Source organism: Paenibacillus sp. SZ31, from assembly GCF_012912005.1.
Classification (GTDB): Bacteria; Bacillota; Bacilli; order Paenibacillales; family Paenibacillaceae; genus Paenibacillus.
Map to the genome: position 1 here is coordinate 514,329 of NZ_JABBEA010000002.1, position 25,600 is coordinate 539,928.

The 25,600-nt window shown below is 45.7% G+C and carries 26 protein-coding genes and 1 riboswitch; of the genes, 4 read left to right on the forward strand and 22 right to left on the reverse strand.

Annotated features, from left to right (window positions below):
- Nucleotides 1-18: 18 nt before the first annotated feature.
- Together HF638_RS06940 and HF638_RS06945 are read right to left on the reverse strand one after the other, a co-directional pair.
- A complete protein-coding gene (locus tag HF638_RS06940) occupies nucleotides 19-1,428 on the reverse strand; it encodes a spore germination protein (protein ID WP_169479531.1) in 1,410 nt (469 codons plus the stop codon).
- Nucleotides 1,429-1,615: 187 nt separating this feature from the next.
- On the reverse strand, nucleotides 1,616-2,608 hold the full coding sequence (locus HF638_RS06945) for a LacI family DNA-binding transcriptional regulator (RefSeq protein WP_169479532.1): 993 nt from the start codon (nucleotides 2,606-2,608) through the stop codon (nucleotides 1,616-1,618).
- Nucleotides 2,609-2,764: 156 nt separating this feature from the next.
- Here HF638_RS06945 and HF638_RS06950 point away from each other — a divergent pair, with 156 nt between their 5' ends.
- Nucleotides 2,765-3,190 (forward strand): MaoC family dehydratase, encoded by a 426-nt coding sequence (locus tag HF638_RS06950; protein ID WP_169479533.1) that lies wholly within the window; start codon nucleotides 2,765-2,767, stop codon nucleotides 3,188-3,190.
- Nucleotides 3,191-3,257: 67 nt separating this feature from the next.
- Here HF638_RS06950 and HF638_RS06955 read toward each other — a convergent pair whose 3' ends face one another.
- From HF638_RS06955 to HF638_RS07000, 10 genes are all read right to left on the reverse strand, one after another.
- Complete coding sequence (locus tag HF638_RS06955) at nucleotides 3,258-4,448, reverse strand: aminotransferase-like domain-containing protein (protein ID WP_169479534.1); 1,191 nt, start codon at nucleotides 4,446-4,448, stop codon at nucleotides 3,258-3,260.
- Between the two features lie 180 nt (nucleotides 4,449-4,628).
- Complete coding sequence (locus tag HF638_RS06960; protein ID WP_169479535.1) at nucleotides 4,629-5,777, reverse strand: FAD-dependent oxidoreductase; 1,149 nt, start codon at nucleotides 5,775-5,777, stop codon at nucleotides 4,629-4,631.
- A 6-nt stretch (nucleotides 5,778-5,783) separates the two neighbouring features.
- Complete coding sequence (locus tag HF638_RS06965; protein ID WP_169479536.1) at nucleotides 5,784-6,503, reverse strand: methyltransferase domain-containing protein; 720 nt, start codon at nucleotides 6,501-6,503, stop codon at nucleotides 5,784-5,786.
- Nucleotides 6,490-7,647, reverse strand: coding sequence for a type III polyketide synthase (locus HF638_RS06970; RefSeq protein ID WP_169479537.1), 1,158 nt, complete (start codon nucleotides 7,645-7,647; stop codon nucleotides 6,490-6,492). Before HF638_RS06970 ends, HF638_RS06965 begins: the two co-directional genes overlap by 14 nt.
- 232 nt (nucleotides 7,648-7,879) lie before the next feature.
- On the reverse strand, nucleotides 7,880-8,764 hold the full coding sequence (locus tag HF638_RS06975; protein ID WP_169479538.1) for an alpha/beta hydrolase: 885 nt from the start codon (nucleotides 8,762-8,764) through the stop codon (nucleotides 7,880-7,882).
- A gap of 5 nt (nucleotides 8,765-8,769) precedes the next feature.
- Complete coding sequence (locus HF638_RS06980; RefSeq protein WP_248278054.1) at nucleotides 8,770-10,236, reverse strand: methyl-accepting chemotaxis protein; 1,467 nt, start codon at nucleotides 10,234-10,236, stop codon at nucleotides 8,770-8,772.
- A gap of 105 nt (nucleotides 10,237-10,341) precedes the next feature.
- Entirely contained in the window at nucleotides 10,342-11,040 is a 699-nt protein-coding gene (locus tag HF638_RS06985; RefSeq protein WP_169479539.1) for a hypothetical protein, read from the reverse strand.
- 12 nt (nucleotides 11,041-11,052) lie between these two features.
- Entirely contained in the window at nucleotides 11,053-11,586 is a 534-nt protein-coding gene (locus HF638_RS06990) for a hypothetical protein (RefSeq protein ID WP_169479540.1), read from the reverse strand.
- Between the two features lie 174 nt (nucleotides 11,587-11,760).
- Complete coding sequence (locus tag HF638_RS06995; RefSeq protein ID WP_169479541.1) at nucleotides 11,761-12,828, reverse strand: HAMP domain-containing sensor histidine kinase; 1,068 nt, start codon at nucleotides 12,826-12,828, stop codon at nucleotides 11,761-11,763.
- A complete protein-coding gene (locus HF638_RS07000) occupies nucleotides 12,825-13,496 on the reverse strand; it encodes a response regulator transcription factor (RefSeq protein WP_169479542.1) in 672 nt (223 codons plus the stop codon). Before HF638_RS07000 ends, HF638_RS06995 begins: the two co-directional genes overlap by 4 nt.
- 194 nt (nucleotides 13,497-13,690) lie before the next feature.
- Here HF638_RS07000 and HF638_RS07005 point away from each other — a divergent pair, with 194 nt between their 5' ends.
- Nucleotides 13,691-14,710, forward strand: a complete 1,020-nt coding sequence (locus tag HF638_RS07005) for a zinc-dependent alcohol dehydrogenase (protein WP_248278055.1) — start codon at nucleotides 13,691-13,693, stop codon at nucleotides 14,708-14,710.
- Nucleotides 14,711-14,860: 150 nt separating this feature from the next.
- Here HF638_RS07005 and HF638_RS07010 read toward each other — a convergent pair whose 3' ends face one another.
- A complete protein-coding gene (locus tag HF638_RS07010; protein WP_169479543.1) occupies nucleotides 14,861-15,880 on the reverse strand; it encodes a Gfo/Idh/MocA family oxidoreductase in 1,020 nt (339 codons plus the stop codon).
- A gap of 177 nt (nucleotides 15,881-16,057) precedes the next feature.
- Between HF638_RS07010 and HF638_RS07015 the strand changes: the two genes are divergently transcribed.
- On the forward strand, nucleotides 16,058-16,927 hold the full coding sequence (locus HF638_RS07015) for a MurR/RpiR family transcriptional regulator (RefSeq protein ID WP_169479544.1): 870 nt from the start codon (nucleotides 16,058-16,060) through the stop codon (nucleotides 16,925-16,927).
- Nucleotides 16,928-16,950: 23 nt separating this feature from the next.
- Here HF638_RS07015 and HF638_RS07020 read toward each other — a convergent pair whose 3' ends face one another.
- The 7 genes from HF638_RS07020 to HF638_RS07050 all read right to left on the reverse strand — a co-directional run bounded on the left by HF638_RS07020 (nucleotide 16,951) and on the right by HF638_RS07050 (nucleotide 22,408).
- A complete protein-coding gene (locus tag HF638_RS07020) occupies nucleotides 16,951-17,301 on the reverse strand; it encodes an MmcQ/YjbR family DNA-binding protein (RefSeq protein ID WP_169479545.1) in 351 nt (116 codons plus the stop codon).
- A 132-nt stretch (nucleotides 17,302-17,433) separates the two neighbouring features.
- On the reverse strand, nucleotides 17,434-18,840 hold the full coding sequence (locus HF638_RS07025; protein WP_169479546.1) for a DEAD/DEAH box helicase: 1,407 nt from the start codon (nucleotides 18,838-18,840) through the stop codon (nucleotides 17,434-17,436).
- Nucleotides 18,841-18,956: 116 nt separating this feature from the next.
- Nucleotides 18,957-19,271 carry a DMT family transporter gene (locus HF638_RS07030; RefSeq protein ID WP_169479547.1) on the reverse strand — a complete coding sequence of 105 codons (315 nt, stop codon included), beginning with the start codon at nucleotides 19,269-19,271 and terminating at the stop codon, nucleotides 18,957-18,959.
- Entirely contained in the window at nucleotides 19,271-19,609 is a 339-nt protein-coding gene (locus tag HF638_RS07035) for a DMT family transporter (protein WP_169479548.1), read from the reverse strand. The genes HF638_RS07030 and HF638_RS07035 overlap by 1 nt, the downstream gene beginning before the upstream one ends.
- 102 nt (nucleotides 19,610-19,711) lie before the next feature.
- Nucleotides 19,712-19,812, reverse strand: a riboswitch (guanidine-I (ykkC/yxkD leader).
- Between the two features lie 70 nt (nucleotides 19,813-19,882).
- Nucleotides 19,883-20,512: a pentapeptide repeat-containing protein gene (locus HF638_RS07040; RefSeq protein WP_169479549.1), complete on the reverse strand. Its 630-nt coding sequence runs from the start codon at nucleotides 20,510-20,512 to the stop codon at nucleotides 19,883-19,885.
- An 11-nt stretch (nucleotides 20,513-20,523) separates the two neighbouring features.
- Nucleotides 20,524-21,288 (reverse strand): class I SAM-dependent methyltransferase, encoded by a 765-nt coding sequence (locus HF638_RS07045; protein WP_169479550.1) that lies wholly within the window; start codon nucleotides 21,286-21,288, stop codon nucleotides 20,524-20,526.
- 133 nt (nucleotides 21,289-21,421) lie between these two features.
- Nucleotides 21,422-22,408, reverse strand: coding sequence for an aldo/keto reductase (locus HF638_RS07050; RefSeq protein WP_169479551.1), 987 nt, complete (start codon nucleotides 22,406-22,408; stop codon nucleotides 21,422-21,424).
- 372 nt (nucleotides 22,409-22,780) lie between these two features.
- On the opposite strand from HF638_RS07050, the gene HF638_RS07055 reads away from it, so the two are divergent.
- Nucleotides 22,781-23,698: an AraC family transcriptional regulator gene (locus HF638_RS07055; RefSeq protein WP_169479552.1), complete on the forward strand. Its 918-nt coding sequence runs from the start codon at nucleotides 22,781-22,783 to the stop codon at nucleotides 23,696-23,698.
- A gap of 80 nt (nucleotides 23,699-23,778) precedes the next feature.
- On the opposite strand, the gene HF638_RS07060 is transcribed toward HF638_RS07055, so the two are convergent.
- Nucleotides 23,779-24,858: a threonine aldolase family protein gene (locus tag HF638_RS07060; RefSeq protein WP_169479553.1), complete on the reverse strand. Its 1,080-nt coding sequence runs from the start codon at nucleotides 24,856-24,858 to the stop codon at nucleotides 23,779-23,781.
- Entirely contained in the window at nucleotides 24,855-25,277 is a 423-nt protein-coding gene (locus tag HF638_RS07065) for a MarR family winged helix-turn-helix transcriptional regulator (RefSeq protein WP_124114576.1), read from the reverse strand. Before HF638_RS07065 ends, HF638_RS07060 begins: the two co-directional genes overlap by 4 nt.
- Between the last annotated feature and the right edge of the window lie 323 nt (nucleotides 25,278-25,600).

The following is a 25,600-nucleotide window of genomic DNA, read 5'->3' on the forward strand; positions in this document are numbered from 1 at the left end:
GCTTGAGTGTAGATGGGTCTAGTGCGGTTTGTTCCTTGGAGATGGACGCCACCATACATCCTTGAGTTCCTTAGCCATTGTTGGCGCTACCGGTGACAGATAAGGTGTTCCGAATGAACGAAGACTGCTCAGATGAATGACAACCAAGATAACTCCCAACATGACACCCGTGAGTCCCAGCGTTCCCGCCAGAAACATCATGGGAAAACGCAGTAGTCGGGTCGCGATGCTGGCAGCATAGCGAGGGATCATGAAAGAAGCGATCCCGGTGATCGCTACTATGATAATCATGGGGGCTGATACAATGCCTGCACTTGTCGCTGCTTGCCCAATAATTAATGCTCCCACGATACTAACCGCTGATCCGACCTGCTTTGGCAAACGGACGCCAGCCTCACGCAGTGCTTCAAAGGCGATTTCCATAATGAGTGCTTCCACCAGTGCAGGAAAAGGGATCTCTTCTCTCGCCCGGGCAATACTGAGAAGCAACACGGTGGGAATCATCTCCTGATGAAACGTGGTAATCGCTACATAAGCCGATGGAAGCAGCATGGATAGAACAAAGAAAACGTATCGCAGCCAGCGTACAAAGACACTCATAAACACATTTTGATAATAATCTTCCGGGGATTGTAACATGGAAAAAATGGTCACTGGCGCGATAAGGGTGAACGGTGTTCCGTCAACGAGAATAGCAAAACGACCTTCCAGCAAGTTAGAAGCAACGACATCCGGACGTTCCGTCGCAATCATCTGTGGAAATGGTGAATAACGCTGATCCACAATGCCTTCCTCAATGTACTGGCTCTCCAGTACGTCTCGAAGTTTTAGATCCTTCAGTCGTATCTCCACTTCCTCCACCAGTTTAGGATCAATTATGCCTTCCATATAGACAAGTGAAATACTGGTGTTCGTGCGATCTCCCATGTTACGCGTATGAATTTTTAATGCAGGTGTTTTGATACGTTTACGTAGTAGTGACATATTCATGGTTAACGATTCTGTAAATCCATCCCGTGCACCGCGCACAGTTGACTCAGCCAGCGGCTCCTCTGTTGAACGATTTGCTGCTTGGTATAGCGGGTATACCGTTCCAACTTTTGAACCCTCCAGTAGTAATAGTGCCTCCCCCTCTAATATGGCCTGTACCGCCTGGGTGGTTGTTTCAACTTGTTTAACGGATGCCAGTGGAACTTGGGCAGCTTCGATCCCCATTTCCTGGAGAGGCGTTAATACCTGACGTTCAAGCCGCTCTGTATCACATAAACCAACACAATATACACATAGGGCTGAAGTAAGACACGCCGTTTGGAAGGTATGAAATACAACGTCCGAGCACCCTTCAAAAACGGAGCGCAACATTTCTTGATCTACAGCTAGATATCCGGTTAACGGCAGGTCTTGTTGTGTTATCGCTGATGTGTCCATAATGCCTCCCCTTTCCGTGCATGCTCCGTCCAGATATTCTCAGTTAAAGGTATCCTTTACTTATAAGTTGGGATATATACGCAAAATATCCATCTGCCTTGATGGATGCAGCAAAAACTCCTCAACTTGTGTTGAGGAGTCTGTCTTTTGATAAAAGTATCTGGAACATAATGATGATGAGTAGTTACTACTCGTATTTAAATTGTACCGAATCACGTTCCACGCATTGAATGTCCAGTGTATATAACGTCTCAACAGACTCTCCGTTTAACAGTTGAAAGAGAATATGACCGGCAAGCTGGGCAGCATCCGTCTTTGGTTGCTGAAATGTGGTCAGAGGTGGGTGTACATACTGAGATGCCGGGATATTGTCAAAACCAATTACGGATAACTGTTCAGGTACTGCAATCCCATGTTCTCTGAAGGCTTCCAAACCGCCAAAGGCCATTTCATCATTTGCAAAAAATACTGCGGATGGCAGTTCTCCTTCAAGCAGTTTCTTGGCTGCATGGTAGCCATCTTGCTTCATGTATTGTCCGCCGATTTTCCATGCCGGGTTCTCTTCGATGCCTGCTTCTGCCATGGCATTGAGATAACCTTGATAACGCTGCAGGTTACATTCCGAATGGGTCGGGCCACTAATATAGGCAATCGTCCGATGTCCTTTGTCGATCAGATAACGGGTAGCCAGGTACCCACCTTGCGTATCACTCATCAAAACCTTTACAATATGTGGAGCATCCAGATCCCGATCCATGACAACAATCGGAAATCCTGCTTCAGATGCCTCCATGAGCAACTGATCTTCAATATTTTGAGCGATGACAATAGCTCCGTCGATTCTTCTTTCACGAATGTAACGATGGGCTGTCGACTTCTCTCCACCCAGTGAGCTACAGACGATCATATCGTATCCATGGCTCATCGCGATGGACTGTATTCCATTCACCAAATCTGAGAAATACGGACTGGACATGTCATGGACAATCACACCAATTGTTTGTGTACTCTGACGCTTCATTTCAGATGCAGGGCCGTTCTTCACGTAATTGAGTTGGCTTGCTGCTGCAAGAACTCTCTGCCTTGTTGACTCCCTTACATTACCTTTATCGTTGAGTACGCAAGATACGGTTGAACTGGCTACACCAGCCATCTTGGCGACATCTTTAATCGTTATCATGATATATACTCCTCAAAGACAGTTTCATCTATTTATTTCAATATGACTGCAATACACACCAGATTGTTCACTAGCATTTTAACACGCCAGTCCGGTCATGTCTCTTTCCAAGGCATCGACTGCGAAAAAACACATTAAAGAAACCGAGGTACCCTCATGAAATTCAGTGAATATGTAATAGGTCAGCGCTACGAAACAAAATCCTTGGCATTATCCAAGAGCGATATTATTGCTTTTGCCAAAATCTATGATCCACAGTACATGCATTTGGATGAAGAAAAGGCCACACAAGGCCGCTTCGGCAGTTTGATTGCTTCTGGCATGCAAACGATGAATATCTCCTTTAAGTTATGGATTGAGGTCGGAATCTATGGAGAGCATGTTGTGGCAGGAACCGGAATGAACAACATTCAATTCTTGAAGCCCGTCTTCCCGGATGATGAACTGCATGTCATTGCAGACGTCATTGACCTGCTTCCCAGACGTAAAGGTAATGGGATTGTTACCGTGCTGCTGAGTACATTCAATCAGAAGAATCAAAAGGTATTTCAGGCTGAATTAAGTGCGTTGATTGATAATTAAGGACGAGAAAAGCCAAAAAAAGCCGCCAATTGGCGGCTTTTCGTAGATATATCCCATTGAAGCATTTTTAAGTGGTATAGCCTTTCAAGACCTGCCCCAATATTTCAACACCCTTCACAATCTGTTCATCCGACGGCGTGGAGAAATTAAGTCTAATGGCATTACAAGGGTCTTGCTCGTTCACCAGGAATGCATTTCCCGGCACAACCGCAACCCCTTGGGCTGCTGCAGTCTTGGCATAATCAAGCATTGGCACATGTGCTGGCAGATCACACCAGAGAAACAGTCCACCATCCGGTTGGGTATAGGTAATGGACTCACCCATATGCTCTTGCAGCTTGTCCATCATCAATGTTGCTTTTCTCCGATATACCTCACGAATGCTGTTGATATGCCCCGCGTAGTCATACTCTGTCATGAACTTGTATGCCAGAATCTGTGGAAGCATGGCCGTATGTACGTCTTCTCCCTGTTTCGCGACAACCATTTTCTCCACGACTTCATGTGGCGCTTGTACAAAACCGACGCGCAGCCCCGCCGACAGAATTTTAGAGAATGATCCAACATAGATAACCAGACCCTCATCATCCATTGATTTGATCGTTGGCACATCGTCTCCATTGAATCGAAGTTCTCCGTACGGGTTATCTTCCAAAATCATCACGCCATACTTCTTAGCCAACTCGTAAATGGCCTTCCGTTTCTCCAGGCTCGTCGTTACACCGGTAGGATTCTGAAAACTTGGAATCACGTAGATCAGTTTCACATTCGGCTCCGTTTGCAGCGCCTGTTCCAGCTTCTCGATATCCATACCGTCCATCTCCATTGGAACACCGGCAAGCTTCGCACCAGATGCCCGGAAGGAGTTCAGAGAACCGATAAAGCTCGGACTCTCACAGATGATGGTATCCCCCTCATTACAGAACACTTTACAGGCCAGTTCAATCCCCTGCTGCGCTCCAGATACGATGAACAATTGATCGGATGGCTTACCCGTATCAAAACCAGTCTTCAAATGTTGAGTCAATGCTTCTCTCAAGGGAATATATCCTTCGGTGATTCCGTATTGCAGAGCCGTGACCGGGTCCTGTTCCAGAATGGATTGGGTAAACGTACGAATCGCCTCAATAGGAAAGGTTTCCGGAGCTGGGTTTCCCGCAGAGAATGGAATCACATTTTGCCCCGAAGAAGCCTTCAGGATTTCTCGAATAATGGATGGTTGCAGTGCTGCGATACGATTGGAAAATGAATAGTTCATGTTAAGTAGTGCCTCCCGACATTTCATCTGAATTAATCCTCTATTATTACATTAGATTCTATTATACGAGCATTTACCGATTTTCCAAACTCTCTCCACCAAATTAATGTATGTACACCAAAAAAAGAGGCCGCCGTCAGCAACCTCTTTCGCATAAGTATTGAGCAAAATTTCAGCCTGTTAGCGCGCTGCATTCATCTCGGATAACCGTGTGGCCTTCACAACATAAGCGGCTAAACCGGGGATCATGCGAGCCAGACCAGGATAGAATTTATTGGTCTTGGCAAAAGCCAGCTTTTGAATTCTTCTTGCGCGTCTGAGCAATTGGGTGAATTCACGACTTGCTTCCAACGTGTAATTACTCTGCCAATCGGCATGTTCAATGTCGCCTTGCAGGTACTTGTCAGTCCACTTTGCACACAGGAGTGAGGATCGAAGGGCAATGGACATCCCGTCTCCACATAGGGGTGGTATCACCAGCATGGCATCCCCAATATGCGGATATCTGGACCACGGTTCAGGAACATTGGATAGATGCAGCGGCGCAATCGACACCTGCGTTCCGTCTACAGGCTTTCCTTCGGCCAACCGGGCTGCCAAGTTTACATTCGTCTGGGATGCAGCCTGCAAAAAATCGATAACAGACTTGCCACTTCCCTGCACGGTTTCCAATGTCAATAATGCGGCAACATTCACAATACCATCCTCAATCGGGGAAATCCCCACATAGCCACCATCGCAAAAATATAACTCGACCCGAGCGGGAATCTCAATGCCGCTGAAGTGGGATTTAACGCCAACATATACGGTTTGGTCCCGCAGATCAGGTGCGGAAGCCATCCCTCGAAGCTTTTTACTGCCATGTGCTCCGATGACGGCTTTGGCTCTGTAGCTGATCCGCTCGTCCCCCTGCTTCACCTGAACCTCATAACTGGCATCCTCAAGCTGCTCGATGCTCGTTATGGTCGCTTTGGTCACAATCTGGGCCCCGGCCGACAGAGCCTTCTGGTGCAAAATCTGGTCCAGCTCATATCGGCTTATGCCATAAGCGAATCCTGGCAACGGTACTTCAATCACTCCGCCTTGCTGCATAACGATTTTGGCATGATCCATGGTGCTGGGTTTCTTCGCTTGGTCCAGAAGGTGAATGTCCAGAACCTCTAGCATTTCCTTGGTTTCTGGTGACATGAACTCACCACAGGTTTTGTGACGCGGGAACTCCTGGCGATCCAGCAAAAGAGTCCGATGACCTTTCCCCGCTAGTTGCATTGCACAGGTACTGCCGGCAATTCCGGCTCCGATGACGATGACATCTATCGATTTCGACACGTAAGATCACCTTCCTTTCGTGGGAATAACAACAGAGTAACGGAATAAAGGCTTCCATTCATAGGTCATCGTGTCATGATTTAACCGTTGTTTGAGTTCCCGCCAATCCCTCCCTGTAAAGCCTTTGGCAACGGAAAGCGGGCCATCATGACGGATGTAACGATTGCGCGAGATCATACGTGTTGTAATCCAGACCGCCTTATAGGATACGGGGTGACGATGAATATCATTAATGACAACACCGTGCCTGGATGCTCGAAGCATATGAGAAACCATATCAACCAGCTGATCTCCGTCAAAATGATGCACAAACTGGGAGCCTGTCACGATATCTGCGGAAGCGTCAGGCAGTTGTGTAAGATCGGCACGCTGTACCTGAACTCGGGGTTCGTCACGGAATAGTTGTCTCGCTTCCTCACACGCCTCTTCCGTCAGATCAACCAGTGTAATCTCCAATTGAATGCCCTGACGATCCGCCCAATGCAGTAGCTTCTGGTTCACATCTCCTGAACCTGCCCCCACATCCAGAAGAGTCAGCTTATCCGGCCTCCCGACAGAGTTCCATAACTTCTCCACACCAGCGAGAGTTGGGCCAGGTGCTGCAAATATTTTGTTAAGCCGTCTCAGATGTCGGAGTGCTTCACGCAGCTCCTCGCCTCCCAGAGAGAAGTCGTCCATCAGTTCATCTTCCTTGGCCCGAATGGACAGTGTTCTAAAGAAGGACATGATCATGCTCCTCCATCACGGAAGATAATGAGGGTACATAAGTGAATTTCATCAACTCTGCGGTGAGTCCGGGTCCAAATGCCATGGCTACACCATCTGTGGATGATTGCTCCTGTGCCTTCATGTCCTCACGCATCGCATTCAGTACAAAAAGAATGGTGTTAGAGGATAAGTTACCAAACGTTCTGAGGATATCCCTGCTGTATTTCGTTTGCTCGTCTCGCAGCTTCATGACATTCTGCACAGAGTCCACAATCCCGCGTCCGCCCGGATGAATGGCCCACAGTTCAGGAAGCTGTTCACTTTGAAGTAACAGACGCAACTCCTCTTCCAGATGAACACCGAGCAGCTTCGGAATACGAGGTGACAGATACAGATCATACCCCAGGTTCCCGACCTCCCATGTCATATCTTCAGTCGAATCCGGAAGAAGCACAGAATAACCCGTTCCCAGACTCAGATAATCCGTGTGCTGAGGTTCGGGTGTACCGACCACGCAAGAAGAAGCAGCGTCTCCGAAGAATGAAGCTGCAAACAGCGCTTCCCGATCTTGCACCGGCTGAAAATGAAGTGTACACAACTCTACAAAGACAATAAGTACCTGTGATCCCGGAGCACCCTGCACGACATCTCGTGCCATCTGAATGGCTTTCAACCCTGCCGCACACCCCTGAAAGATCAGCGGCAGTCGATTGACACGGGCAGACAAACCCAAATGACGGATGAGCATAACATCCAGACCCGGAAGATATTGACCGGTACAGCTGACCGTGATGATATGCGTGATGCTCTTAGGAGACATGCCTGAATCTTTCAGTGCTCTCTCTGCCGCCTCGATCCCGAGCGGAAGCGCCTCTCGCTTGTATGTATTCATTCGTTCTTCGGTTGTCGGGATATCTGATACATCACCAGAGGGCAGATAACGGCATTCTTCCAGCGAACCTAGATAGCTCGGTTCCACCGTATAGCGTGTTTCAACACCACAGGACTTGAATATTCGCTTGGCAAAGCGGGCCAAATCTGGCCGATCCTGAAGAGAAGAAGCGATCAACTCTGCAATGTCTGACTGTGCTACGGCGTGAGCAGGTAGAGCCGTTCCCATGCCAAGAATCGCGATATCGGATGGACTGTTATATTGGTTCATAATTAACCTCCTGGTATTGGTCATTATTTCCTCTAATTAACAACTCTTACCCTTAACGATATCGTTATAATCTTATGAACGCACCTAATCTAGTTTATTAACAGATCCGCAAGCTCAGAAGCTTGGTTTCAACAAGCACTTGAAACAACTGCACAAATAAACCAAAAAAGCCGCCATTAGGCGACTTCAAGGTAATAAGATTACTTCTAACGACACACTGATGCACGTTACGTTATTTAGAAAATGCCTCTCTAATCTTGTCACTCATCCGATACCAGGCATCCTCAGCCATCTGGAGATCACCAAAATGCGTAAATCCATGAGCGGCCCCCTCATACTCCTTAAGAGTCACCTTCACACCGCTTGCTTCCAGCCTTGCTGCATATGTTCTTGCTTCTTGAGCTAGTGAATCTTTCTCCGCGGTAATGATCAGTGCTTCCGGAAGACCCTCTAATGATTTTGCGAGTACAGGTGAAGCTAACGGGTCATGCGCATCTTCTGGCGTTTCAAGGTACATGGCGTTGAACATTCTGGCGATATCGGCTGGAATAGCTTCTTCAAAACTCGGTTTCTCAGCCGGATCTGTAGCTACATCCAACACCGCATAATCCATAATTTGAAGAATAATGGGCAGCTCGCTTCCACGTTGCTGATTCAGTAAACACACTGCTGTTGCAAGGTTACCACCAGCACTATGCCCCCCAATAGCGAATAGAGACGGGTTAACTGATAAGGATTGCGGATTGGCGTGGACCCACTGTACAACGTCGTAACATTCATGGACCGCCGTTGGGAACTTGTGCTCTGGTGCAAGACTGTAATCGATATTAACGACCACACAATCAGATCGATCAGCGATCAAGCGACACCATGGATCATCCATCTCTGCTTGTCCCAAGATGAAACCACCCCCATGCATATTAAAGAAGACCGGCAGAGGCGCGGAATGGTCCCTATCCGGTGTATACACAAGTACACGTGTATCACCTTTCGTCGTAGGAATCATGGCTTCTTCCACTGTGACAGCATACGCGGAACTGGGTTGAAGAGCTGCGTCTGTACCGACGACATTTTGACGCATACGTTGTACCATTGCCATTTGTTGTTGTTGATCCATAGTTATCACTCCTTATTATGATTACCAATGAGTTCCTGCAACCGCAGACTTGAATGATTAATTCTGCCAATGAATTCGTAGATAACATCAATGTTATTTTCCTGTTCTTGTGTCGTTGCCAGTACACCTTCCGTTGCGACGGCATGTTCTTGCGAAATATCGGAAATATGATCCACTTGCATTCGTACTTGTGTAAAGATCAGGCTCATCTGATCCGTCATGTCTAATTCCTTAGCTATGTATTGATCAACATGCTCGAATGTGGACCTGATGTGGTCGAAACTCTCAAGTACCTGTCCAGTGATCGTTTCTCCTTCTTTTACGGCAGCATTGCCGATGGCCGCCTTCTCTACCACGAGCTGTGTCTTTCTTTTGATATTATGAATGATCTCATTAATTTGTTTGACCGTATCGGAACTTTCCTGTGCTAACTTCTTGACTTCATGGGCTACGACGGCAAAGCCAGCTCCAGCTTCCCCTGCTCTTGATGCTTCAATGTTGGCATTCAATGCCAAAAGATGAGTCTGATCCGCGATCTGGTTAATGGCCGACAGGAAGGTATTCACATCATCCATGCTTTGGTTTAATTCCTGGACTGTCGCCATGGAGTCGGTTACCGCTCCGTTAATCATGTTCATCTGATTGCCCATTTGCACAATTCGATCCGAGCTTTGACGAACAACTTGTCCGTTATCGGACGAGATTTGGGCAAGGCGATGTGACATCTGATTGATCTCCACCATCTGCGCATCTGCCGTGTTCATCATTTCGCTGATATGTGTAATGCTGCCCGATTGATCACGAATGCCTTCAGTCACTTCCTGAATGTTCGATGTTACGGTGTCGCTCATCTGCTTAAGATTACGGATATCATCATTACAACTCGCAATATCGGTATTTAACGTAGATGTGTTCTCTCGAATTACCTTCACCATATTATCGAGTGCATTCACAAGATCTCTGGCTTCTGCTTCTTTGCCGAGGGCGACCTGAATCAAGTCTCTTCCTCGTTTACATACAAAATACAGAGCCACAATGGTCAATTCAATGAACCCAATGGTCATGAAAAAGGTCGTATCGTATTGCTGATGGTCCGCGTAATAGATCACGATATAAGCAATGTTATACATGGCTCCGAATCCATACAACAGAACCCGGTTCAGATAGAGTGAGATGACACAGAGCACAACCACGATAAGCATACCTGCTCCGGGAGATTGGATATACTGAGTGGTTGCTGTCAGAATCGCAATCATTAGCACAACCATGGTCATGACCGGTTTTTTCTTACGATACATCAAAAATGTTGCAATGGAAAGCTCAACGAACAGTGAGCCTACGACTGCAAGTTCAACCTGCTTACTACGGATGAAGAAGCAGAATGCGACCAGTGTCAGCCATAGAATCGTGGCAATGATTTTGTTTACTTTGGCGGTGTTGTTTCTAAAAAAGCTGTTGTCCATGATTTGCATGGTAATTCCCCCTCAACGACTTGTGAACTTCTCTGCGATGATTTTGGTCATGATCAAAATGATATTGAGCAGGAGTACATAACACCATTCCATGTGAATCCCTCCTCATTCATCTCCCGGTTCGTTTGATGCACTCCCCTGCTCCATATTGGACTCCTTTTTCTTGTGGAACATCATCCAGACTCCCATCAGACAAAATAAAGCACTGCACCCCATGCCAAACAGGCTACTGGTTTTTAATGCAAGAGGTGAGGCTTGCATGGTAAGTAACGTCGCTTGTGTCACGACGATGGATACCATGGCATCGGTGAAGTTAATCATTTTCAATGTAGATATGATTGGGTTATGGAGATGACGGTTAGCCCAGGTACCGTACATGGCAAAAGCCAGCTTGGTAAAAGCAACTGTAGCTACGATATACACAATCATGCCGTTATAGATGAAGGCATCGCCGATCAGATACATTCGCAGGCAGACCATGGAATAGGATATCCCCAGAAAGCAAAGGAAAAGACCTCCGCGCTTATAGACCGTAAGCTCCAATGCATACCTCTCTTGGGGAGACTCCATTCCTTTGGCAACTTTATATTGTTGAAGTACCTGCCCTTTGGCTACACACAGAATCAGATAATATACAGCATTCGTGATGAACCATCCGGAAAGCAGATAGATCCCCAGGATTAACTTGCCTATTCCGATAAAAGCATTGATAACAAGGGAAGCAACGTTGATCATGGCCGTTCGATCTTGCTTATTTCCAAGGTAACGGGCCCACATGGACTTCAAGTATGTCTTCATTTTCATAGGATATTCATACTACTTGGCGAGCAGACCATTCGCCTTTTCACATACCTCGTATATTTCGTCATATTTCTTGTCGATGTAAGGCGTCACCTTGTCGGACTTTTTCTTGCGAAGCCCGGAGTAGCTGAAATACGGGATAATCCAGCCTGCGAAACCAGGGATCGCCAGAGTAATGGTAAGAGGCAGCATGTTAGCCTGATATGCAAACACCGAGCCAGCCATACAAGCTGTACCGACAATTCCGATGATATAAGCAACGGCAGAAGCTCCCATGATCTTGGATCGTTCCAATGTTGCTATCTCGGTAACACAGGATTCGAATTGTCTTTGCAGGCGGGTCAATTCCGCTTTGTTCCGAATCTTGCGATCCCGCTTGAACTTCATCGTGACGGAACCCACGTTTTGAAATGGCGTTGAAGTAGCTTCCAGAATCCAGCCGAAGTGCGCATATCCGTCCGTATACATTGATTCAACATCTTGCTTCACAATAACGTCTTTATATTCATAGCCGACGAAGCTATGTTCAGTTCTGATCATCTCACTCATCTGTGTCATCACTCCCTCAATGGTTTTCCTATATCCCTCATTGGATGTTCCTATCGTACCGACCAAATGTTTATAAGTTGCTTATGAAATGTTTACAAAATATGAATAAAAGCCTGAATTCGATGGTTTCGAATTCAGGCTTAGCTATTCCAGATCACGGAACTAGGTTATATGTTACTCTCTCACTTTTAGCTTAACGGTGAAGGTTGTGCCCTTCTGCGGTTCGCTCTCCACCGAAATAACACCCCCTACTAACTCGATAACACGTAACGAAAGAGCGAGGCCTAGGCCATTCCCCTCTCCGTGATGGGAGGGGTCCCCTTGAAAGAATTTATCGAAGATATGTTTCATCGTTTCTTCATTCATGCCACAGCCTGTGTCCGATACCATGACTGTAATGGTATCTTCATCCGACGTCTGCTTGAGGCTGATCTTTCCTCCGGGAGATGTGAATTTGAGCGCATTGGAGAAGAGATTATGCCATACGATCTCCAGCATACTTTCTTCCGCATGAATGATGGCACGATCTTCGATATCCACCATGAATTCAATGTCTTTTTCTTCCCATGTCTGTTCAAAATAAAGAGCACATTCAGCAAGCTGCCTGCACAGATCATAAGGCTCGGCAACAGGGATAATCTCCTGATTCTCCAATTTGTTCAGCTTCAGGATATTAACGACAAGGGTCGCGAGTTTGTTCGTGGAAGAAATGATGGTGTCTGTGTACTCTTTTCGGAGTTCTGGACGTATATCATCCTGCTGCAACGCCATGGCATACCCGTGGATGACCGATAACGGTGTCTTAATCTCGTGAGAAACATTGGAGATGAAATCATTTTTCAATGTCTCAATACTATTCAGTTCCTCCACCATTTTATTAAAATCCTCGAACATCACATCCACGTAGTTCTGCTTATCCGCTCGATGAATAGGTTCCAGATACACCGAGAAATCACCTTCGGCTACCTGTTTTGCAGCCTCACTGAGTTTGCGCATTGGCTTATCAAAAGCATTATACTTCTGCCTTGCCGTCACCAGACAGAAAATGAGACTGACGATGACCCAGTAACCCGAAATACCGAAAATGTAAGGCCACGGGACATAACCCACGGGCAGATAGGCGTTATATATGAGAGCTTGTCCTGCGGTTAACGTAGACAACAAGAGATACGTACCGAGAAACTCTTTCCAAGATAGTAGTGGCTTTTTAATTCTCACGTCCGGGATCTGTGTCTTGCTCATTGCAATACGGCCTTGTAGCCAAGTCCGTGCACGGTCACGATTTTAAAATCCTCACACACGGAGAACTTGTCCCGAAGTTTCACAATGTATACGTCCACTGCACGCAGGCTGGTCTGACTGTCTATGCCCCAGAACTCGTCCATCAGCTGTGCACGGGAAAAGGTATGTTTGGGATAGGAAAGCAATTTGTAAAGGATATTGAATTCCCGCACCGTTACGGAAACTTCCTCTCCATTCACCGTTGTTGTCATATCATTTGCATCCATCAACAGACTTCCTACATTCAGCTTCTTTTCATGGGCAATATTGGCCCGCCGCAACAGCGCACCTACACGCAGGACAAGCTCGTCCAGATCCACGGGTTTGACCATGTAATCGTCGATCCCTGCCTGATACCCCTTTTGTTTCGAGGAAATATCGTCACGTGCTGTAACAAAAAGAATGGGAATGGTTTTATTAATCTGTCTCACCGTCTCGGCAAACTCAAATCCGTCGATCTCTGGCATCATGACATCGGAAATCAGAAGATCGTACATGTCGTTATACATCAAATCATACGCCTCTCGCGGATTAAAGCATCCGACAGCGTGATATCCGTTATTGGTTAGATATGTACAGATAATACGATTCAGTTTAATGTCGTCCTCTACCACAAGTATTTTGATCATCTAATCATCCTTTCGAGCTACATGTCCTCATTATAATGTCCAGATGTTAAAAAATTGTTTGAACCGTCTATCTATCATCTCTTAAATTAATATCTCATAAACAATATTCAAACAACACGGAAACATCGCTGCATCATGATAAACGTACTCAGTCGCTCAAGCAGTGAATGATAATCAGTCATAAGGAGTGAGTCATGATGAAAGCAGCTATTTATTATGGTAAAAATGATATTCGTGTGGAAGAAAAACCAATGCCGGTTGTTGGTCCAACCGATGTTCTGGTACGAAACCTACGCGGTGGAATCTGCGGAACTGATATTAATATTGTTAAAGTGGGTCAAGGGGATATGGGCATCAGCCTGGGCTCTGAATTTGGACATGAGATGGTTGGTGAAGTTGTTGAGATGGGATCTGAGGTTGCTTCGAAGATCCACATCGGAATGCGTGTAGGCATTAATCCCATTACTGCCAAAAAAGTCGGACGGCGCAAATCGCTGGAATGCTCCGGATTCTCCCAGTATGTACTGGTGGAAGAAGCCAAGCTTGATTATAACTTATATGAAATAGATCCAAGTGTTCCGGCAGAAGTAGCCTCATTGATTGAGCCTATGAGCGTAGGACGACATGGTGCATTCAGTGCAGATCCGAAACCTGAAGATCGAATTGTCGTCATGGGCGCGGGTCCGATTGGCCTGCTGGCTGCTGCAAGTCTGATTGCTGAGGGCATGAAACAGGTATGTGTTGTCGATATCGATGAATGGCGTCTCGCCAAAGCTGCAGGACTCGGTGCTCTGACCGTGAATACCTCCACTACTACACTCGAAGAGGGACTGGCTGCACACTACGGCACCGTTAATGTATACGGCGTTGAGGTGCCGAATGTCGATGTATATATCGATGCGGCTGGTGCTCCGGTGTTGTTCGAGAAGATCATGAAGATCGTCAAACCGCAGGCCAGAATCTCCATTATTGCCGTGTACAAAACCGAGGTGCCTATCAGCCTGCAACAGGTGATGTCCAAAGAAGTGCAAGTGAAAGGTTCCAGCGGATACACGCACGAGGATTTTAGTAAAGTTGTGGAACATCTGACCCACTTCCATCCTGAATTATCTACCCTTGTAACACAGGTATACAAACTGGATGATATCCAGGATGCCTTTAATACAGCCATTCAGGCCAAAGGAACGGTTAAAGTGGTTGTGGATTTAACTTAATCCCTCACGAATCCAGAAGCATTCTATCGGATCACCGTTGGTTCTATAAATTGAATGACAAAAGCCACCAGAAGGTGGCTCTTTGTCATTCATCTTTACTTACCTTTTCTTCGAAACGGATCTATAATCGTAAGCTCAATGCTTATTTGTTTATTTGCACGCGGCTATACCTTGTTCCAGAATCCCCATCGCGGTAATCGTTTCTTCATCTTTGATGACCTTATCCTTGCCATGTACAATGGCTTGATAGATATCATCATACACTCGGGCATAATCCCCAGTCTCCGAAACCACTTTTTCCTCATGATAGATTCCTTCATCATCCAGATAGGTCAAGACGCCATAGTGCTGCGGGAGATCCACGCCAAAATCAGCATGTCCCTTGGGCAGATAAAACAATTTCAGATGTTCCTCCTGCCGATCCTCCGTTTGTTTCACAAACACGCCCTTCTTACCATATACCACAAAGCTTGGACGGGGCTTCAAGCGGAAAAAGCTTGATTTGACGGACACTTTGAGTGAGGAATAATAGAAGTCCAGATCAAAGTAATCGTTCATTCTTCCCTCACCAAGCAGTTGACGCACATCGGAATGGATCGTATCCGGTTTGCCGAAATAGGACAACACCTGATCGATGGTATGCACCCCATGTCCGTATAGATAACTGTGATATTTGGAAAAATGAGAGATGTTGTTCGGGATTTCCGGACGGTAGTAATCGTAGTGCATCTCTACTTCCAGCAGATCCCCCAGCTTCCCTGATTCAATCACTTTCTTTGTTGTAAGGAAGTCCGAATCATAACGTCTGTTCTGATAACATTGGATCACCAGATTTTTATCTTTGGCGTATTGGAAGATGGATATGGCTTCCGCCTGGGTTAACATGAACGGTTTCTCCACAAGCACATGTTTTCCGTGATCGAGTGCCATTTTCGCGTATGAATAATGGGACACTGTGTGTGTACAGATCACAACCAATTGAATCTCCTCATCATTCATCACCGCGGAAACGTCATCGGTGTAGATTACGTCCGGTATTCTCGGCCATTCCGTTTTTTCCGGGCTACGAGCATAGATGGTCTTTACGTTCAGATAATCTCGATTCAATGAAAAAGGAAGATGGTAACGATTCGCACTTTTGCCATTACCAATGTATCCGATGGTTAACATATTCATTCCCCCAAGGGTCTTTTTCATTTATTATAAAAGAAGACAACCCTGAATATAGGCTTTGCCGCCATAACGGTACAATCGACCATTTTTAGGATGCCTAACGGTCTGTCTATAAACAAAATGTTTAATGAACGCCCATAATCGACGTTATTCAACTTACTTGGGGTGAACCTATTGAAAATACTAACTCAATTAACCGACATGCATAACTTTACACCGAATGAAAAAAGCATTGCTTCCTACATATTGACGCATAAGGACCGTATTCTTCACTTAAATGTGCAAGAACTCGCGAAAGTCACCTATACCTCGCATTCGGCAATTAACCGACTCATTCACAAACTTGAACTCACTGGCTTCAAAGAATTCATCATCAGACTTGCCCGGGAATTTGAACAGGACTCCGCCCAGAACATATCCAATGTGGACCCTAATTATCCGTTCAGTCTGGGTGAGTCTTCGCTTCAGGTGGCAAAAGAAATTGCCGAATTAATGAAGGAAACCATCGAGAAGAATGTGGCCTATATGGACGATGACTTGCTGTCACACACAGCGCAATTATTGGATCGGGCTGAACGGATATTCATCTACGCCATGGGCGATTCACAGATCCGGGCGAAAAGTTTTCAAAATAAACTGTTCAAAATCAATAAATATGTAGTCATTGCCACCGAGCTGTCTGAATGGGCGCACCATACCGTCAATCTGACGACAAGAGACTGTGCTATTTTCCTCACCTATCATGGAAAATCCCAAAGTTATATTACAGCGGCCCATCATTTTAAGCGCGAACACATTCCTTTTATCACCATCACAGCAACTAGTCACAGCGAACTGGCGAAGCTCAGCACGATCTGTATCCGCGTTCCCAATGATGAAGTGAAGCTTGCCAAGATCGGATCATTTTCTTCCCAGATTGCTTTTGAATATGTGTTAAACGTCATCTACTCCTGCATTTATAAAATCAACTATGCGACGAATAGACAGACATCAGCCGAGACATATGAGAAACTCCAGGTCAGCGACCTGTTAAGTGACGATTAATGTGAGTTACATGAAATGCTTCACTATTCGGCCAGAGATTCCCGAACGCTTTTCGGAAGGGATTTGACAACCAGTTCATAAGAGTGATCAATCATGACGTAGACATCCTCATCTGACAATGAACCATCCAGCGTAATGGTATTCCAGTGTTTTTTGTTCATATGATATCCCGGTTGAACCGCTTCATGCTGCTCTCTCAGGTTCTCTGCAATAATGGGATCACATTTTAAGTTCAAGCGACAGTTCTCTTCGTTTTCAAAAATAAGCGCGAACATCTTACCCGCAACCTTCATCGCGACTGGATTAGGCCCAAATGGATAATCCTTGATCGCACCTTTCTTCTTCAAACTGTATTCAATCATCCTATCCTTCAAGTCAGTTCCTCCCTTTCACCAGTGGACGTTATAATGATACCGAATGTAAGTTCGTATGTAAATATGCTCGCTGCACATAATAAAACCTCCTCCATATGAATGGAGAAGGTTTTATCTTGCATTTACGAAAACTTAGTTGGCTCTATCGTTTCTTGTTTTGCTGCTGCGATTAAATGAGCCATTGTTGGATTTACTGCTACTGCTGTTTGATCTACTGCTACTAGGTCTGCCGTCGTTTGAACGACTATTATTGGTTTTGCCACTCTTGGCAAACCACTCGGATTTAGGCTTGCGTGCCGGGTTCGCCTTGGACTTGGCCGGTTTGCCTGCAGATGATTTGTTAAAGGCAGGTTTACCGCCTGGTGCTTTGTTCGTTTTTTCAAACACAGGTACACCTGTCATCGGATACGGATGACCTTTCACTTCAGGAATCGTCTTTTTAATCACTTTCTCGATATCCTTCAGGAATGGAAGTTCGTCCTTCTCACAGAATGAGATGGCCATCCCGCTTTTCCCTGCTCGACCTGTACGTCCAATACGGTGAACATACGTTTCCGGAATGTTAGGCAGGTTAAAGTTAATGACATGCGACAGTTCTTCCACATCAATTCCTCTTGCCGCAATATCAGTAGCTACCAGTACTCGTGTGGCCCCGCTCTTGAAGTTGTTCAGTGCCCGTTGTCGCTCGTTCTGAGACTTATTGCCATGAATAGCCTGTGCCGTAACATTCACTTTGGCCAAATCACGTGTAACCCGGTCAGCGCCGCGCTTCGTGCGTGTGAACACCAATGCCGTGACGATGGATTTATCCTCCAAGATTTGGTTCAACATCTGCTGCTTCTTGCCATTCTCCAGCAAATATATAGACTGCTCAATGCGGTCTACTGTCGAAGATACCGGTGTAATTTCTACTTTGATTGGATCAACCAGCAAGGTTTTAACCATTTTGGTGATTTCAGGAGGCATCGTAGCTGAGAAGAACAGCGTTTGCTTCTTGTTCGGCATTTTGGCAATGATTCTTTTCACATCATGAATGAAGCCCATGTCCAACATCCGGTCTGCTTCATCCAGAACGAGAATCTCAACCATCTTCAGATCAATACGTTTCTGGTTAATCAGATCGTTCAATCTACCAGGCGTTGCGATAATAATATCTGCACCTTGATTCAGCGCACGCTCTTGCACTTTTTGCGAAACACCACCAACGATAGCCGTACAACGGATGTCCGTATACCGACTATATACCTTGATGTTGTCCGCGATTTGAATAGCCAGCTCTCTTGTTGGTGTCAAAATCAATGAGCGAATATGTCGTGCGGACTTCGATCCTTGTCCTTTGGATCTTTCGCTCAATAATTGAATGATTGGCACCGAAAATGCTGCCGTCTTGCCTGTTCCTGTCTGTGCACATCCCAGCAGGTCTCTGCCCGCTAATACAGCTGGAATTGCCTGTTCCTGTATAGGCGTAGGATTAGTATAGTTTGCTTTGCTTAACCCTTCCATAATAGAGGGGATAATATTTAAGTCGTTAAATGTCATGTTGTCTCCTTCATTTACGCACATCTATCAATAAGACGTATCTTTTATTTCACACGTAACGTATAAGGATAACATTAAAAACGCAATCTGTAAATTATCTTTTTATTTTCATTTTTTCAACTGACCAATTTAAGACCTACTGCTGATCCGAGCACCATAGCGATAAACACAATTCTTAGGGCATTTCGAGGTTCCCCGTAAAACACCATGCCAAGTATGGCACCGCCGGAAGCTCCTATTCCCGTCCACACGGCATATGCTGTTCCCATCGGAAGAGTTTTCATCGCCAGAGATAGAAATATAAAGCTTAAAACAAACCCGGCTACCAATAGAACCAGTGAAATGAGATTACGGTCTTTGTGCAACTTGTTTATCATCAGCACTCCGATCATCTCAAATACGCCTGCCAAGATAAGAAATACCCAGTTCATTATAGCTGCACCTCCTTATTCTTCTCTTTACTTAGCATTTTAAGACCAATTACGCCGAGTAAAAGTACACCAATGAGAATCATTTTTCCGGTTTGCACAGGTGCATTAAACAAAAGAATCTCTGCAAGCACCGTACCTGCGGTACCCAGGCCAACGAAAACTGCATACACAGTTCCCACGGGCAGTGTCCGCGAAGCTGCAATCATCAAGGAGAAACTAATGATAATCGCAACCAGCGTAAGCCCCCATTCCAGCAGACCACTGGCATGTTTCAATCCAATGACCCAACCCACTTCAAACACAGCAGCAATCACAACCGACATCCAAGTCTTATTCATTCCTGTAACACTCCTTCTCTACTACATTTTTTTAACACCCCGTAAGGGTTCATTAGCGAAAAAACAAAAAAAGCCCGGGAAACAAACTGCATCAAGCAGTTCATCTCCCAGGCTTTTATCCCTCCGTGGCACAACCAACAGGTTGCGGGTTTTCTCTCGGACCAGACCGACAGAACCGCCGCGGAACCCTAGAAAACCTGTTTTTATTCTAATGTGTCTCCAATTATACACACTTCTACTATCTTGGCAACTCCATGAATATGTTCATGCCATTTATTTAATAATGATGCCCATTAATCCTACAAATGTAGCGGCTTGATGTGGTGAGATCACACAACCGTTGAGATCTTCCATGGTCAGCACCAAGGAGTCAAATTGGCAATCGCTAAGATCCAAATCCTTCATTTTGGTCCCCGTCATGGAAGCTTGGTCGATGTTACATTGAATGAACTCCATTTTTTGCAGTGCCAGATAGGCAAAATCCGCACCAATCAAGGTACATTCCGAGAAGGAGACCTGTTTCAAGTGGGCAAAACGGAAGTTGCTGTAGTCTCCTAAACCATGAAGGAAATTGACATTTTGCAATCGACTATTGGAAAAATCAGTTCCGACAAACTTACAGTTATGCCATTCGATCCGGTGCATGAAGGCACTTGAGAGATTGACATTGGAGAAGTCGCAGTGTTCAAAGCGAACATCGGTGAATTCAAATTGTTCCAAGGTTGACTCCGAGATCGTCACATGTCTAAATACAACATTTTCAAATGAAACCTTGCTCGCTTCCTGGTGATCCAGTGTAATATTCTCAATCAATTTGTGTTTGTACTCGACTTTGGATTCGAGAAATGTAATGGTTTCTTGTTCGAGCAACTGCTCCTGAATCTTGGGTTTATCCATTTTCATCCCATATTCCCCTATTCCTTAATAGCTACAACTCGCAGTCGGCTTCTGTCCAGATACCATTGTGCATCCCGCATCAGTTGTGGCTGTACCTTCCTCTCAATAGTATCCATAATAACTTCCTGTTCTGCAAGCGCGATGTCTTTGAATAAATACTCAGCAAAGCTATTCAACCACTTTCTGACACCTGGCTTGAACGGAGTAAATTGGTCCACATGCTGAGCCAGACTAATGCGAAATCCGTTCTGCTCCAACAGACTCGCATATTCGCCAATGGTCGGGTGATACCACGGGTTCCGTCCTTCCCATTCGTACCCACGGGTATCCAGTTCTTCTCGTACCGCCGCAATCAATATAGCTGTATTGCCACTTCCGGCGAACTCGGCCACGAACCTTCCGCCCTTCTTGAGCGCTAACTGTATCGATTGGACTACAGCTGGAGCATCTTGTATCCAATGCAGAACGGCATGAGAGAATACGGCATCGAACGGTTCTTCTGTCCGATAATGACAAGCATTTTCGACTTGAATATTCATATCCGGGTATTTCAGTTTAGCTTGCCTAATCGTCTCCTCTGAAAAATCTATACCTGTTGGCAGTGCTCCTGCGGCTGCAATTTTGGCTGTCATCTCCCCATTTCCGCAACCTACATCAAGGATTCGTTCCCCATGGGACGGCTGGAGCAAGGATAAGATAGGTGTTTCCTGTAACGTTGTAAACGGGATGGAATGACCACTCCACGGTTCGTTCGCTTGATCGGATGAATGTCCGTTATTCATAGAAAATAATCTCCTTCTCAATTAAGGATCTAATGTATCTATAATAACTCTAATATAAAGAAACTGTCAATTCTCTTCTCTCATCATTCAAAAAAAGCCGCCACATGGCGACTTTTCAGATAAAGCACTTCGATTAACTGAGATTTCCTGTTACCGGATGGGGTACATATGCTTCTTCGAGGAAACGGATCTCTTCCGTAGTCAGCTTCACGGAAAGGGCTGAGATCGCATCCTCCAGATGATGAATCTTGGTCGCACCGATAATGGGTGCTGTTACTGCCTCTTGGTGCAATAACCAGGCCAGAGCGACCTGTGCACGAGGAATATCCCGTTGCTCAGCTACTTTCATGACTCTCTCCACCACTTGACGATCCGCATCCGCCATCGCACTCTCATAAAATGCCTTCCCGACCGGATCGATTCCTGAACGCGCAGTCTGTTCATTCCAATTCCGGGTAAGACGTCCTTTGGCAAGAGGGCTCCACGGAATAACACCGACTCCTTCTTCCAGACATAAGGGCAGCATCTCACGCTCTTCTTCACGATACAACAGGTTATAATGATTCTGCATCGAGACGAATTTCGTCCAGCCATGGCGTTCCGCTGTATATTGAGCTTTCATGAATTGCCAAGCATACATCGAAGAAGCACCAATGTATCTGACCTTTCCGGCTTTAACCACATCATGAAGAGCTTCCATCGTTTCCTCAATAGGAGTTGTGTTATCCCATCGATGGATCTGATACAGGTCTACATAATCTGTACCCAAACGCATGAGACTGTTGTCGATTTCGTTCATAATGGCTTTTCTGGACAACCCCGCCCCGTTGGGTCCTTCATTCATCCGGAAAAACAATTTGGTCGCCAGAACAATCTCATCCCGACGGGCAAAGTCTTTCAACGCACGTCCAACAGTTTCCTCACTGGTTCCATCCGAATAGATATTGGCCGTATCGAAGAAATTAATACCAGCATCCAACGCCTTCTGGATGAACGGGCGACTCTGTTCTTCATTCAGGGACCATGGTGCCATTCCGCGTTCAGGTACACCGTAACTCATGCAACCCAGACATAATCTGGAGACATCCAGACCTGTACGTCCTAATTTCACATATTCCATATTTCACACTCTCCTTGAATTTGTTTTGTAAAAGGATGTTGTCTCCACCTCTTCCGAAACTAGCTCTAACCAGCATGTGAAGTATATATCTCGATGTATGGAATTCTCTTCCAACTTGATCTGTGATTCGAGCCTGTCAATCAAAATTCGCCTGACATGGATTGATAACCATTTCATCACTTTGTTCACCCAACTTTTCGAATAAACTTTAATTGCTTGGCTCTGTTAACATACTCTTAGTATGCCGAGTCATCGGCTGCAAGCGGTATATCAATCGTCTTAATTGATTGCCTGATCCTCTCAGGCCCCCTTTTGGTTCTGTACGGTAAGCTTTATAATATAGCTAGGTTAAATCCGTGAGGAGGAATACGTATGACCGAAGAATTATTTCAACCAAAACAGGAATTGAGTGATCTGATTGAACGTCATTCCAATCATAATGGTGCAATGGAAACGGCGATTCCTTCCCTGTTTGTCTATCACCATTCAAAGATTAGCGAACCGGCATACAGAGTATATAAACCTTCATTTTGTGTGATTGTTCAAGGGTTGAAAGAAGTATTGCTCGCGCAGGAGCGTTATGAATATGGACCTTCCAATTACTTGATTGCTTCTATGAATCTCCCGGTCATCGGGCAAATTATTAAGGCATCGGCTGATGCACCCTACTTAAGTCTCAAGCTCGAATTCACACCGAACCAAATTCTCGAAGTACTGAACGAATGCAATATCAAGGTAACTTTCAACGAAAACGCCAGACGAGCCATGTTCGTAGGTCAGATGGAATCGTCCATTCAGGATGCTGTACTCCGGCTTGTTCGATTGCTGGATACGCCGGGAGAAATTCCGTTCCTGGCTCCGTTATACGTTAAAGAAATTCTGTTCCGCCTTCTTCAGGGACCTTATGGAGGAGAATTGGCGCAGATTGCAGTGGAAGGCAGCAGCACATATCGGATCAGAGAATCGATTGAGTACATCGTTCACCATTGGGAACAGCCATTTCGCATTGAAGATCTGGCTGAGACTGCCAGCATGAGCGTCTCTTCATTCCATCGTCACTTCAAAGAGATCACAGCCATGAGCCCATTACAATTCCAGAAACAATTAAGACTACAGGAAGCCCGGCGGCTCCTGATGGCTGAATCTGCAGATGCAGCAGATGTAGCGTTCCGAGTTGGGTACGAGAGTGCCTCTCAATTTAGCCGCGAATATGCACGCATGTTCGGCGCACCTCCAAGAGCTGATATCCGACGGTTAAAGGAGAAATACGATATCGTCTTGAGTGAGTGAACCAGTCAGTACCTTTTATCCGACGATAGGCATACGAAAAAGGACAACCACGATGGGTTGTCCTTTTTAAAAAATAAAATTTAAACCAATACTTCGACCCGTTGCGGCACCTGGATCTCTTCGTGCAATAGTTGAGCGATGTCACGAGTCAGTGCATCCACATTCTCTTGCCGAGTTGCCCAGCTGGTACAGAAGCGCACCGCACTGTGTGTATCGTCAACCTTTTCCCAGAAGGAGAACGTATAACCGCTGCGTAATTTCTCAAGCAATCGATCAGGCAGAATCGGAAACTGTTGGTTGGTTGGTGAGTCGTACAGGAAACGTACTCCCTGCTGTTCGAGTGAATCATGAATTCTCAAGGCCATATCCACGGCATGACGGGAAATATCGAGATACAGACCGTCTTCGAACAAGGTTTCGAATTGAATACCTAGCAATCTGCCTTTGGCAAGCAGACCACCTTTTTGTTTGATCATATACCGAAAATCTGGTTTGAGTGCATCATTCAGGATAACGACCGCTTCTCCCATCAATGCCCCAATCTTAGTTCCCCCGATGTAAAATACATCGCACAAGCGCGCAAGATCAGCAAGTGTCATATCGCAATCGCGTGAAGCAAGTGCATATCCAAGGCGTGCTCCATCCACGAAAAATGGAAGACCACATGCTCTGCTCACTGTATGCAATGCTTGCAGTTCCGCCCTGCTGTACATCGTTCCGTTCTCCGTTGGCTGAGATATGTAGACCATGCCTGGCTGCACACAGTGTTCCGGTGACGACTTATTCATGTGCGCATCGTAGACTGCTCTAACCTGCTCTGGCGTGATCTTTCCGTCCTCACTTGGAACCGTGAGCACCTTATGTCCCGTAGCTTCAATAGCTCCCGTCTCATGAACCGCAATGTGTCCCGATGTAGCTGCAATCACACCTTGATATGGACGCAAAATGGAGGCAATCACCGTTGTATTCGTCTGTGTACCACCAACCAGGAAATGAACATCAGCCTGCTCGTTGTCACAGGCCTGACGAATAAGCATTCTCGCACGTTCGCAGTGTCCATCCGTGCCATACCCGCTCGTCTGTTCCATGTTGGTTTCCATCAGTCTTTGTAAAATGCGTTCATGCGCACCTTCATTATAATCACATTCAAATCGTATCATCGTGTTGTCTCTCCTGCCTTCTTGTTCAACTTCTCTTGTATGTTCATCATGGAGGTGTATACCTCTTGAATCTCTTCTTCATTCAGTTCTTGCATGAGCTTCAGGATCTGTTGATCAGATCGATCATTCAATTGGGCATACAGTTCCTCGCCCTTGGCTGTCAGACGAATCAGACTGACCCGGCTGTCGGCAGCAGAATTCACTTTCACCAACAGTCCTTCCTTGGAAAGCTTGTTCACGATTCGGCTCATATAACTGCGATCAATGGTCAGTGTATCCACCAAATTGTTCGCAATGCTCTCTCCCCGAATTCCAATTTCAATAATGACCCGTACTTCCGCAAATGAATACCCTGTTCCGAGAATATGCTTGTCGAGTACACCGAGTATGTTGGTATAAAAACGGTTAAAACGTCGCATGTCAGCCAGTATATCTGGATTTATGTACTGAGAGTCGATGTCAAACCCTCCTTTTTAGTGGACATTGTCAACATTATAATAATCAGGTTAGTGGACGTTGTCAACATTATCTTTTCCTTAGCATATCCAATCAATAAAAAAAGCCGCGCATATGCGCGGCAAGGTTTACTTATTTTAGATACTTGATCCAGATACTTAGTCAGCTGCTTAAGTTTCTATATAAATTGACTAAACATTTACACAAAACGGAGAGGACAGAAAGAACCTGAAGAAGCGGAGCGTTCGCCTAAAAGCTTTCTGAAAGAAAGCTACATCGGAAGCAT